12 protein-coding genes are annotated in these 12,650 nt (G+C 33.2%); all 12 read right to left on the reverse strand.

Translation table 11 applies throughout. The features are described from left to right. Nucleotides 1–75: 75 nt before the first annotated feature. The 12 genes from JOOMADRAFT_RS20510 to JOOMADRAFT_RS08810 all read right to left on the reverse strand — a co-directional run bounded on the left by JOOMADRAFT_RS20510 (nt 76) and on the right by JOOMADRAFT_RS08810 (nt 12,627). Nucleotides 76–405 carry a DUF6122 family protein gene (locus JOOMADRAFT_RS20510; RefSeq protein ID WP_008612643.1) on the reverse strand — a complete coding sequence of 110 codons (330 nt, stop codon included), beginning with the start codon at nt 403–405 and terminating at the stop codon, nt 76–78. Nucleotides 406–421: 16 nt separating this feature from the next. Next, complete coding sequence (locus tag JOOMADRAFT_RS08760; RefSeq protein ID WP_008612644.1) at nt 422–1,042, reverse strand: WbqC family protein; 621 nt, start codon at nt 1,040–1,042, stop codon at nt 422–424. 297 nt (nt 1,043–1,339) lie between these two features. Continuing rightward, a complete protein-coding gene (gene lepB, locus JOOMADRAFT_RS08765) occupies nt 1,340–2,896 on the reverse strand; it encodes a signal peptidase I (RefSeq protein WP_008612645.1) in 1,557 nt (518 codons plus the stop codon). A 130-nt stretch (nt 2,897–3,026) separates the two neighbouring features. Next, complete coding sequence (gene dapB, locus JOOMADRAFT_RS08770; RefSeq protein ID WP_008612646.1) at nt 3,027–3,728, reverse strand: 4-hydroxy-tetrahydrodipicolinate reductase; 702 nt, start codon at nt 3,726–3,728, stop codon at nt 3,027–3,029. Between the two features lie 51 nt (nt 3,729–3,779). Next, entirely contained in the window at nt 3,780–4,256 is a 477-nt protein-coding gene (locus tag JOOMADRAFT_RS08775) for a hypothetical protein (protein ID WP_008612648.1), read from the reverse strand. Beyond that, nucleotides 4,240–4,464 carry a hypothetical protein gene (locus JOOMADRAFT_RS08780; RefSeq protein ID WP_008612649.1) on the reverse strand — a complete coding sequence of 75 codons (225 nt, stop codon included), beginning with the start codon at nt 4,462–4,464 and terminating at the stop codon, nt 4,240–4,242. Before JOOMADRAFT_RS08780 ends, JOOMADRAFT_RS08775 begins: the two co-directional genes overlap by 17 nt. A 300-nt stretch (nt 4,465–4,764) precedes the next feature. Then, nucleotides 4,765–5,529, reverse strand: a complete 765-nt coding sequence (locus JOOMADRAFT_RS08785) for a DUF5683 domain-containing protein (RefSeq protein WP_008612650.1) — start codon at nt 5,527–5,529, stop codon at nt 4,765–4,767. Then, a complete protein-coding gene (locus JOOMADRAFT_RS08790) occupies nt 5,529–6,425 on the reverse strand; it encodes a ParB/RepB/Spo0J family partition protein (RefSeq protein ID WP_008612651.1) in 897 nt (298 codons plus the stop codon). The genes JOOMADRAFT_RS08785 and JOOMADRAFT_RS08790 overlap by 1 nt, the downstream gene beginning before the upstream one ends. Next, nucleotides 6,426–7,199 (reverse strand): ParA family protein, encoded by a 774-nt coding sequence (locus tag JOOMADRAFT_RS08795; protein ID WP_008612652.1) that lies wholly within the window; start codon nt 7,197–7,199, stop codon nt 6,426–6,428. Between the two features lie 766 nt (nt 7,200–7,965). Continuing rightward, nucleotides 7,966–8,847: an SDR family oxidoreductase gene (locus JOOMADRAFT_RS08800; RefSeq protein ID WP_008612653.1), complete on the reverse strand. Its 882-nt coding sequence runs from the start codon at nt 8,845–8,847 to the stop codon at nt 7,966–7,968. Nucleotides 8,848–9,124: 277 nt separating this feature from the next. Continuing rightward, on the reverse strand, nt 9,125–11,254 hold the full coding sequence (scpA, locus tag JOOMADRAFT_RS08805; RefSeq protein WP_008612654.1) for a methylmalonyl-CoA mutase: 2,130 nt from the start codon (nt 11,252–11,254) through the stop codon (nt 9,125–9,127). Next, on the reverse strand, nt 11,251–12,627 hold the full coding sequence (locus tag JOOMADRAFT_RS08810) for a methylmalonyl-CoA mutase subunit beta (protein WP_008612655.1): 1,377 nt from the start codon (nt 12,625–12,627) through the stop codon (nt 11,251–11,253). Before JOOMADRAFT_RS08810 ends, scpA begins: the two co-directional genes overlap by 4 nt. Nucleotides 12,628–12,650 lie beyond the last annotated feature (23 nt).

Consider the following 12,650-nt stretch of genomic DNA (forward strand, 5'->3'; position numbering starts at 1 on the left):
AGCGACTAGCGTGTTTATTTCATATATATGTTTTTTTTTCAAGAGTTATATGGGACATCTAAAATAATCATTCCGCTATGAAAATAGACATGGATGTTTCATGAGATAACAATCGGTTAGATCTGCAATTATATGTATCATTAAAGCGATACCTATAATTCGCGTTTTTTTGAAAAATAGCAATGCAAAATAAAGCGCAATTAGATAATAGCTATGCAGAAAATGGAATCCAATGCTACATCTATTAGCATCAAACATAGGAGAAGCCCAGAGGTGGTCTATGTCTATTAGAATTCCAAGTAAAAGAATCCCGCTTACTTTTAAAAAATCTTTTTTGTAAAATAAATACGCAACAAGAAGGGGAACTATAAAATGGATTCCGTAATGGACTATAAATCGGAGCATATACTTTTAAAAAATTCTACTTAGATTGGTTGTCTAAATAATTTGAAGCATTGGTTCCTTCGTTAAAGAGTAAATCCAAGCCGTTTAGATTTTCTATAAAACCATGTTTATCATCAAAAACTTGTGTATAGACATCAAAATTATAGTTCTTTTCTTCTTTTGCTTTTGCTAAGTGTCGGTTATCTAAAACTCCACTGATCTCTTTTTCAAATTCCGTAGTAAAAGAAAAATCCAATTCTATTTGAAAGCAATCTGCTAAAATCTCAATACTTTCCATATTCATATCATAAAGAAATTTGTGTTGCTTTTCAAAAAAAGGAGCAAATTCATCTTCATAAAACTCAAAAAAAGGAGAAGTTCTATAGGCAGTTTGTATGGATTTCCAATGTTGCTTTTTCCAATCAAAATTGGTCTCTAGTTCAACATCTTTATACTTTTGATGTGCTTTATTTTTATTGTGTTTTATAGGAATAGAAAGCATTTGTATGCCATTTGGACTGTATATATAGGTTCTATTTCTATAAGTTTGCTTTTGGTAATTGTCTTCTTTCTCAAATATTAAGTTTTCAGCAGCCTTATTGATTTCAATCCAATGTGCTACAGAAGGAAAATATGTAGGATGAATAACAGTTTGCATTCTAGAGTTTGTAATTAAGTTAAAAGTTTTAAAGTTTAAAGTTTAAGGTTTTTTAATTATTGATAAAATCTTATTCATTAGAATTATACAATTTTCGGATTTATTGATGCTCCACAATCTTTTATTTTAATCCCTCATAGAGGATCTAATTCCCGAGAGCCTGTCCTGAGTTTACCGAATGGCTCTGCGTCGAAATGAATTAAATTTGTTTCCTTTGAATACCTTGTGGGCTTGCCCCGAGGTAGTTGATTGTAAAAAAAGCAACTTTATAACTTTTGTGATTTTAGAATTTAACTACTAACTATTTTCTTTTTTACGTTTTCTGAATTTACTTATTCCATACCAAAGAGCTATTGCTACTAAGAAATATACGAGGTAAGAACGTGGTTTTCCGTCACCACCAACTGTTGTAAATACTCGATCCCAACGTACTTTATTCCAAAAAGGACCACTAGCATTGGTATCGTAACTAAACCAAATAAACACTGGTTTTCCAACAATGTGATCTTCTGGAACAAATCCCCAATAACGACTATCCTCAGAGGCATGACGGTTGTCTCCCATCATCCAATAGTAGTCTTGTTTAAAAGTATAAGAATCTGCCGGATTTCCGTTAATTGAAATCTGATTTCCGTTTACGGAAAGGGTATTTCCTTCGTATTCTTCTATTACTTTTTTATAAATAGGAAGAACTTTTAGGTTTAAAGCAACTGTTTTTCCTTCTTGAGGAATGTATATTGGACCAAATTGATCTTGATTCCATTTATAATCTTTAGAATTAGGGAATACAGTACCCATTTGCGTGTTACCTTGGGTGTCTATATTTCTTTTAACGCTAATAACATTCGGATTATCCTCAAGCTGTTTAGCTGCTTCGGCAGTCATGGCGCTAAAGAAGTATACGCCTTGCTTAACTTGTCCAAATCGTCCTGTTACTCCATAGCGTTCATACATGTATTGAGGGGTTAACTGCCCTTTTGTTTGAACGTAATAAGAGAATTGAGGCTTGGCGCGGTCTGGTAAAACTGTTTGTTTCCCGTTAATAAATACATAGCCATCCTTAATAGAAAGAGAATCTCCTGGGAGTCCAACACAACGTTTTACATAATTAGATTTTTTGTCTATTGGTTTTCGGATCCTCTTGTTAGTTTTTACAAAAAACTGTTCTACAGTATCCGCAGGCCAGCTAAAAACTACAATCTCATTGCGTTTAATTTTTTGTAAACCCGGAAGTCTGAAATATGGTAATTGTGGTTTTTTTAAATATGATTTTGTTTTAATTACAGGAATGGTATCATGTACCATAGGGAAAGCAACCGTTGTCATTGGGGTTCTAGCACCGTAATGAAACTTACTAACAAATAGGAAATCGCCTACCAATAAGGTTTTTTCTAAAGACGAGGTTGGGATTACATAAGGTTGCATAAAATACGTATGAACCAAGGTGGCTGCTACCACAGCAAAAAGTATTGAGCTTACCCATTCTCCAGTAGCGGTACGAGGTTTTAAGCTTCTTTCTTCAATATATTTTACATCTAAAGCATAATTAACATAGAAAATATATAAGCCCAGCGTAAGCACTACAAGCCAAGTATCGGCAGTGCTGTTTCTTCCAAAACTTCTAATTGTTTCTACCCAAACAACTGGAAACATAATAAGGTTTATAATTGGGATGAAAAGTAGGATTGTCCACCACCACGGGCGGTTAATTATTTTCATTAAAATTACTGCATTGTATACAGGAATTATTGCTTCCCAAGCTTTTCTTCCTGCTTTAACATATAGTTTCCAAGTTCCTAAAAAATGAATTACTTGAATTATCAGAAAGAAAATAAACCATTGTGTAATCGTCATAATAATATGCTTTGTTCCTATTTGATATATCTATAAGACAATCAAAAAGGATTTTAGTTACGGTAAAAATATATTTTTTATCGGTTTAATAAGCGTATGTGCCTATATTTAGAACCCAAAAAGGATGTTTTTAACCCAAGTTTAACACATCTTTCATACTAAAAACTCCTGTTTTGCCGATAATCCATTCTGAAGCAACCACAGCTCCTAGAGCAAAACCTTCTCTGTTGTGAGCTGTATGCTTAATATCAATGGTGTCTACCTCGCTTTTATAAGAAATAGTATGTGTTCCAGGAACTTCAGGCTCTCGTAAAGCTGTAATCGGAATTTCATTTGATGCAGCCTCCTCAAGTTTCCAGGCTTCTTTGTTGGAGTTGTTTATAATTCCTTCAGCAAGTGTAATGGCTGTTCCACTAGGAGCATCTAATTTTTGAGTATGGTGAATTTCTTCAATAGCTACCTCATATTGAGAGAGGTTTTTCATCATTTCAGCTAAATATTCATTCAGCTGAAAAAAAACATTTACTCCTAAGCTAAAGTTAGAAGCATAGATAAAAGCGCCATTATTTTTGTTGCAGAGTTCTACTGCTTTATCGTAGTTGTCAAGCCAACCAGTAGTTCCAGATATAACAGGAACATTATTCTCTAAACAAAGAGAAATATTTTTAAAAGCAACAGAAGGGATACTAAAATCGATGGCTACATCGGCAGTTTTAATATCAAAATCTTGTGTGCTTTCGTCTACTTTGGCTACAATTTCATGTCCTCGGGAAATAGCAATTTGCTCAATCATTTTTCCCATTTTTCCATATCCAAGTAAAGCTATTTTCATGTTTTTATTTTTATTATTACTCTATGTTTTGTAGTGTTTTTTTATTTCTATTTAGTTATTTTTTTCAGTCTTATTTTTGTCAACTGTAACATTTATTGTAGAATTCTGAAACTGAAGAATAAAGGCTATTGCTGCTATAACTAAAGCGAAAATAAAAGCACTTAATAATCCTGCCCAAAAGCTTTTCCAAAATCCTGATGTAAGAGGTTTTATCGTATCTTTTATTAATTGGGTGTAATTTTCTTTAGTTTCTTTTTCTATATCCGAGTAGATTTCGCTTATAGTGTTTTCAAAGAAAGCTTGCATAACTATCTCTGCTTTTATTTTATAAGCTTCTATTGAGGATGCTGTTGAAGATATTTCGTGAAAAGGTATTAATATTTTGTTCTTTATTTCAAGATTTTCTTCTTTTTTGGAAGTGATATAATCTATTTTATCTTGCTTGTAAATAGAATATGCAATATGACCAATTATGTCATTTTTATCATCTACTAATTTTTCGTAGATATAGTTAAACTTTTTGGACATAAGCGTGTAATGCTTTTTTGTAGGCTTCTTTGATATCTGAATTAGAAAAAGATTTTTTTACAATTCCGTTTTTGGTCTGGTACTGTATATTAATATCCCCGTTATAAGCATTCCTTGATTTTTCAGATATTCCGTTGCGAATAAGTAAAGAGTTTGCCTTACGAATAGTTGCAGAAGATATTTTATAATTTACAATCTTTTTAGACATTTTCTTAAACTTTGTATTAGTAAATATATTGCAAAATTTATTCCAAAACAATTTTATTTTATTTATAATGTCAGTTATACATTAGCTACAGCATGCTTGAATACAGCTTGTAGCGTGTAAATTAGTGATGATTTTTCACTTAAGCATGGACTTTTTTTATGATCCTCTTCAATAAGATAAATTAAAAAAATGGCAGACTTGTAAATATCCCTTAACTTTAATTAATTAGCTAATTAACTATGAGTTATATATGGCTTGCTGTACGCCGTTATCTTCTATTTTAAAACCCTCTGTGAGAGGTTAAAAGCTCAAACTTAACCGCATTCCATAGTTGGGAGTGTAGTCAATTTGATTGTATTCGTAATAAGGTTTTAATGCAAGTTTATCGCTCACGTTAAATTGTTTTAGATGTGCAGTAACATTGGCATCAATAATATTTAAGGCGTACAATCCTATCGTAATTAGGAGAGATAAATCTCTATTTTGTTGATAGTATTCTTGCGCATCTCTTAAAGCATCATCACTAACATCTGGAGTTCCAGGAATTACTCCATCTCCATTAATATCGTAAAACTCGTCGTCATAAAATCCTGCTAACCTACGTTTATAGGCATCCCGATATTTATTGTAATAATTGGTATTGTTAATGTAAAAATACATTCCAGTTCCAATTGCTCCATATACAATAGGTACTTTCCAATAGGTTTTATTGTAAATCTGACCTAAACCAGGGAGAATGGCAGAATAAAATGCAGCTTTTGCAGGAGAAAGCGGATCAATATCGATGTTTAAACTTGCTAAACTATCTATTTCTCGTTGCTTTCTAAGTTTGCGTTTTTCTCTTCTCGACAGAGTGTCAGAAGCAATTGCTAAAGTATCTACTTCTTCGTATTTCTGAAGAGAATCTTGGGCTTCTTTTTCGAGTTTTCGCAATTCTCTTTTGGTCATTTCATGCGTGGCATCGACCTCGGTATTTTTACTTACTGAGTCGATTACTTTTTCTTGAGCTGATGAAATAAAATGAAAAAGTAATAAAAATAAAACGGCAATACTTCTTTTAAACACTATTTAAAAAGTTTTGTGAGGCGTAAAAAGTCTTCTTTTGAATGAAAAGGAATAATAAACTTTCCTTTACCATTCTTTGCTACTTTAACGTCTACTTTAGAAGAAAAGTATTCGGTAAGTTCCTCTACATTTTTTGAGATGTACTCTGGAACTTCAGAAGTAGTGGTTTTTTCTGTTTTCTGTTCCTTTCCAGTTTGATATTCTCTAACTAATTTTTCGGTTTCTCTAACAGAAAGATTATTAGTAATTACCTTTTCGTAGATTTCTAACTGGTCTTTTTTATTTTCAATATTAATCAAAGCTCTTCCATGCCCCATGCTTACAAAACCGTCGCGCATTCCTGTTTGAATAATTGGGTCTAGTTTTAATAAACGTAGGTAATTGGTAATGGTAGAACGTTTTTTACCCACACGGTCACTAAGTTGCTCTTGCGTAATATTAATTTCGTCTATAAGACGTTGGTATGATAATGAAATTTCAATAGGGTCTAGATCCTGACGCTGAATGTTTTCAACTAATGCCATTTCTAGCGACTCTTGGTCGTTAGCAATACGGATATAAGCAGGGATTGCTTTTAATCCTGCTAATTTAGAAGCTCTTAAACGTCTTTCTCCAGAGACCAATTGGTATTGGTTAAACTCCATTTTTCTAACGGTAATTGGTTGTATAACACCCAATTCCTTAATAGAAGTAGAAAGTTCTTGTAACGTTTCTTCGTTAAAATTAGTACGTGGCTGAAATGGATTTACTTCAATGGCATCAATATCCAATTCCACAATACTACCTACTACTTTATCTGCATTTTTATCTGAAGCCGATTTAATATCGTTTTCAGGGTCGTTTAATAAAGCAGATAACCCTCTTCCTAAAGCTTGTTTTTTTGTTGCCTTTGCCATTTAAACTGTTTGCTTATTCTTTTTAATTATTTCATGTGCTAAGCTTAGGTAATTGGTAGCACCTTTACTTGTAGCATCATAATTAATAATTGTTTCTCCATAACTTGGTGCTTCACTTAAACGAACATTTCGTTGGATTATGGTATCAAATACCATTTCACTAAAGTGTTTTTGCACTTCTTCTACCACTTGGTTAGAAAGTCTTAATCTAGAGTCATACATGGTGAGTAATAACCCTTCTATATCTAGATTAGGATTGTGTATTTTCTGAACACTTTTTATAGTATTCAATAGTTTTCCAAGTCCTTCTAATGCAAAATATTCACATTGAATAGGAATGATAACCGAGTCTGATGCTGTTAAAGCATTTAATGTTAATAGGCCAAGAGAAGGCGCACAATCAATTAAAATATAATCGTAAGAATCCTTCAGTCGTTCCATAGCTTTAGCCAACATATATTCTCTTGAGTCTTTGTCTACCAATTCTATTTCGATAGCTACAAGATCTATATGGGCAGGTATTAAATCAACGTTTGGGGAATCCGTCTTAATAATAGTGTCTTCTGGTTTTACAGAATGCTCTAATAATTGATATGTACCTCCTTCAACCGACTCAACATCAATACCGAGACCAGAAGTAGCATTCGCTTGGGGGTCTGCATCAATAAGAAGTACTTTTTTCTCAAGTACTCCCAAAGAAGCAGCGAGGTTTACAGATGTTGTAGTTTTTCCAACACCACCTTTTTGATTAGCTACAGCAATTACTTTGCCCATGTTTGAAATTCGATTTAGTAAGGTAAATTATAGTTAGGTAAAAATACAACTATTTGCGAGTTTAGAAAATGAATTTTGTTAACAGTTATTCAACACCTCATCGAAGCATAGATTATCTATAGGATATTTATTTGTATTTCAGTTGATAATTTTTTTTATAGATGCTTTTTTATCTGAATTTTTATTGGTTTTAGTCACAGATCCACGAATGATAAAAAGTCATTAATGTCCGAGTAAAAATACAAGACCGCTTCGCTATAAGAACAAAGAAAAAAGAAAAAAGACTAAATCTTAAGTACCATAAAATAAGTAGTTTAAAGAAATAGCATTTCAAAAATCCTCTTTTTATATATTTTTATTAATAGCAAGAGGTCTATTTTGAAAACCCTATTTGAACCTTGATATAAGTGGAGTTCAATAAATTCCATTAACTTTTATCGGACAACAATAATAAAAAGTCATTAATGTCCGAGTAAAAATACAATACCGCTTCGCTATAAGAACAAAGAACAAAGAACAAAGAACAAAGAACAAAGAACAAAGAACAAAGAACAAAGATTAAATCTTAAGTACCATAAAATAAGTAGTTTAAAGAAATAATATTTCAAAAATCCTCTTTTTATATATTTTTATTAATAGCAAGGAGTTTATTTTGAAAACCCTATTTGAACCTTGATATAAGTGGAGTTCAATAAATTCCGTTAACTTTTATCGGACAACAATAATAAAAAGTCTAAATACTTAATACTGCATACTTAATACTATTTTATTGCTTCTTTTTACTGCGAATCATTGCTTCTAGCATATCCCACATTTCTTCTGGTACAGCTTCTAACAAATTAAATTGACCAGCACCTTTTAACCACTCTCCTCCATCTAAAGTAATTACTTCTCCGTTAAGATATGCTCCAAAATCTGAAACCATATAAGCGGCAAGATTTGCTAATTCTTGATGATCGCCAACTCTTTTTAAAGGCACTTTTTTAGCTAAGTCGAATTTCTCTTTTAAGTCGCCCGGCAACAATCTATCCCATGCACCTTTTGTAGGAAAGGGGCCTGGGGCAATTGCATTAAAACGCATTCCGTATTTTGCCCATTCTACGGCTAAACTTCTTGTAAGTGCTAATACTCCAGCTTTTGCTGTAGCAGATGGAACTACATATGCAGAGCCTGTCCAAGCATAGGTGGTTACAATATTTAATACATTGGTGTTTTCTTGCTTTGTATCTATCCAATGTTTTCCAAAAGCTAGTGTACAGTTTTTGGTCCCTTTTAATACAATGTCAATAATGGTATCAAATGCATTAGCAGAAAGTCTTTCTGTAGGAGATATAAAGTTACCAGCTGCATTATTAAGGAGTACATCTATTTTTCCAAATTTGGCAATTACTTTATCTCGCATTGCTTCTACTTGGTCATAATGGCGAACATCGCAAGCTACAGCAAAGCAAGTTCCACCTGTTTCAGCCTCTAGTTCTTTAGCTGTAGTTTCTAATTTTTCAAGACTTCTAGAGGTAATAGCAACATTGGCTCCTAACTCTAAAAAGTATTTGGTCATAGCCTTGCCTAAACCGCTACCACCACCTGTTACTACTATTGATTTTCCTTCAAGCGCTCCATCACGAAGCATTTTATCTGTGTATTTCATATGTATGTTTTTTAGTTAGTTGAAAGTTGAAGGTTGAAAAGTTAAAGGTTGAAAGTTAAAAAATTAAAGATGTGTAAAGTCGCAAAGGGGATTAAATTCTGATGTTTCTAGTTTCCTGTTTCTGGTTTTTTGTTTCCTGTTTCTGGTTTTTTTCTATTAATTTCAGGTTCAAAATCTCAAAATTGTAAAGATTTTTTGAAACTTCCGACTCCCAAGTCTTTCAACCCTTCAATCTTTCAATCCTTTAATCTTTTAATTATTTAATCTTCCGACTTCCTCACTCCTCAATCAAAATTTCTAAAATTTTAATAGCGGCTTCACTTACTTTGGTTCCAGGTCCAAAAACAGCTACAGCGCCAGCATCAAATAAAAATTGATAATCTTGTTTCGGAATCACTCCGCCTACAATGACCATAATATCATCTCGACCATATTTCTTTAGCGTATTAATTACCTCTGGAACTAAAGTTTTGTGTCCAGCTGCCAAAGAGGAAACCCCAAGGATATGAACATCGTTTTCTACGGCTTGCTTAGCAGCCTCTTGTGGTGTTTGGAAAAGCGGACCAATATCTACATCAAAACCAATATCTGCATACCCAGTAGCTACAACTTTGGCGCCTCTATCATGACCATCTTGTCCCATTTTGGCAATAAGAATTCTAGGTCTACGGCCCTCTTGCTCTGCAAATTTATCGGTCATCGATTTTGCTTTTTCAAAACTCTTATCTTGTTTTACTTCTTTTGAATACACGCCACTAAAAGATTGAATTTTTGCTTTGTATCTGCCAAAAACTTCTTCTAAAGCAGAGGAAATCTCTCCCAGAGTAGCTCTATTTTTGGCAGCTTCTATAGCTAAAGCTAGTAAATTATTTTCGCCCGATTTAGCCGATTGTGATAATTTTAATAAAGAAGCGGTAACAGCAGCCTCATTTCGTGTAGCTTTTATGCTTTCTAGGCGTTCAATTTGTTGTTTTCTAACGGTTTGGTTATCTACCTCTAGTATTTGGAGTGGATCTTCTTTCTCTAATCTATATTTATTTACCCCTACAATTATATCTTGATTGCTATCAATTCGAGCTTGTTTTCTTGCTGCGGCTTCTTCAATACGCATTTTAGGAATACCAGCTTCTATAGCTTTTGTCATGCCTCCTAAAGTCTCCACTTCTTCAATAAGTTTCCATGCTTTATTTGCAATTTTATGGGTGAGACTTTCTACATAATAGCTTCCTGCCCATGGGTCTACTGTTTTTGTAATTTCAGTTTCTTCTTGCAAAAACAATTGCGTATTTCTTGCTATTCTTGCTGAAAAATCTGTAGGAAGTGCAATAGCTTCATCTAAGGCATTGGTGTGAAGCGACTGTGTGCCGCCAAAAGTAGCAGCCGTAGCTTCTATACAAGTTCGAGCAACATTGTTAAAAGGATCTTGCTCGGTTAAACTCCAACCACTAGTTTGACAATGGGTGCGGAGCGATAAAGATTTTTCGTTCTTCGGATTAAATTGCTTGACTAATTTTGCCCATAGCATTCGAGCGGCTCTCATTTTAGCAATTTCCATAAAATGATTCATCCCAATCCCCCAGAAAAATGAGAGTCTGGGTGCAAATGTATCGATATCCATGCCAGCTTTTATCCCTGTTTTAATATATTCCAATCCATCTGCTAGTGTATATGCAAGTTCAATATCGGCAGTAGCACCCGCTTCTTGCATGTGGTAGCCAGAAATACTAATACTATTAAATTTTGGCATGTTCTTGCTGGTGAATTCAAAAATATCTGCAATAATCTTCATAGAAGGTGTAGGAGGGTAGATATAGGTATTTCGAACCATAAATTCCTTTAAAATATCATTCTGAATAGTTCCGGAGAGGGTTTTTATATCCACCCTTTGCTCTTGAGCGGCAACAATATAAAAAGCCATTATAGGGAGTACCGCACCATTCATGGTCATAGAAACCGACATTTTATCAAGGGGAATTTGATCGAAAAGTATTTTCATATCTTCAACCGAATCGATAGCCACTCCAGCTTTTCCTACATCGCCAACTACTCTTTCATGATCCGAATCATAACCACGATGCGTTGCCAAATCAAAGGCTACTGAGAGTCCTTTTTGACCAGCTTCTAAATTTCTTCTATAAAAAGCATTACTTTCTTCAGCAGTAGAAAAACCAGCATATTGCCTTATAGTCCATGGTTTTCGAACATACATGGTGCTATATGGACCCCGAAGAAAAGGAGGAAAGCCTGCAGCAAAATTTAAATGCTCAAGCTGCTTCATATCGTCTTTATTGTAAACCGCTTTTAAATTTATTTTTTCAGCAGTAGGAAAAGTAATATTTTCAGAAGCATTTCCTTCTTTAGTTAAAGTTTTTTTTAAGGTAATATGTTGAAGGTCTTTCCGTTTCATAAAACTTCCTTTTTTAATCGTTCTTGTTCAGAAGCTTCTGCTAATCTTCGCTCTATAATTGGCTCAATTAGTGTTTTTCTGATTTCAGTTTTTACAAAAGGATAGAGCTCAAGCTCATTTTGCATGCGGTCTTTTTGATTCTGATATTTATTTGTGCCTACTAATATTTTACTTTTTTCGTTGAATTTTGTCTGCTCGGTATTTGCATTTTCTTTTATCTTTTTCTGAATAAGATGTTCTTTTAATAAAGTTAAAAAACCATTTTTTGCTTCAATCTTTTTAAATAATTCGAGTCCTTTTTTAGCTAAATCTTCCGTAATAGATTCAATATAATAACTTCCATCTGAAGGATTCTTTACTTTGTCAAAATAGCTTTCATGTTTAAGAATTAACAATTGATTTCTTGCAATTCTTGAAGCAAATTCCTTGTCTTTATGATAAAAACTATCATAAGGAAGTGTGCAAATAGTATCGGCACCACCAATTATAGCACTCATGGATTCTGTGGTGGTTCGCAACATGTTTACATTATAGTCGTACAGCGTTTTATTCCGCTTTGTTGGGGTACAAAAAAGGAAACAATTAGCAGTAGAATTATATTCTGAAGCTATGGTTTTCCATAAAATACGCAATGCTTTTAGTTTCCCAATTTCAAAAAAGTAATTGCTCCCAACAGCTATTTTAAAAGTTACTGCAAAATCTTTTCTTTCTAAATAGGTAAAGTACTCATTTACATGTGCCAGCCCATAAGCTAGTTGTTGTACCATATTGGCACCAGCATTTTGGTATAAAGAAAGATCAACAGTTACAACGGTTTTAAATTGGGGAATATCGGTAAGAATGCTTTGGATGTTATTATAAATAGCAAAGTCTTTTTTAAAATTGAAATACCAATTCCCTGTTCGTGCAAGATTTCCAATAATGTCTATGTGTAGGAAAATATGTGCTTGTTTATTTTTAAAGAAATTAACAAGTTGCTTTACAAAATCAACAGATAAAAAAGCTGTTTCTATATGAATTGCTACAGTTTTAAAAGGAAAACTTTTAAATAAAGTATGAAGGTCGGCTGTATCATCGGGGAAAAAGAAAAGGATACTTTGAGCCCCTTTCTTAATGTTTTCAATAGCTTTTACATTAGCTCCCGAAGCTTTAGCCACAAATATTTTTTCACAGATATTCCATTCAGGATTTATAATACTATTGTTTTCTGCCGGAAAATCATCAGAATTATAGAAAGGTTTGATATTAATATCTTCGGGTGTTTTAGTTACCAAAGTATCATTATAATCTTCTCCTTTTAATTCAAACTGTATTTTTTGTTTCCACTGTTTAGTAGAGATTTCTGGAAACTCATTAAAAAGTGAATTAGTCATAGTGGCTTATTTCAGTTTTGGTT

Origin of the sequence: Galbibacter orientalis DSM 19592, from assembly GCF_000260115.1 — a bacterium.
Taxonomy (GTDB): domain Bacteria; phylum Bacteroidota; class Bacteroidia; order Flavobacteriales; family Flavobacteriaceae; genus Galbibacter; species Galbibacter orientalis.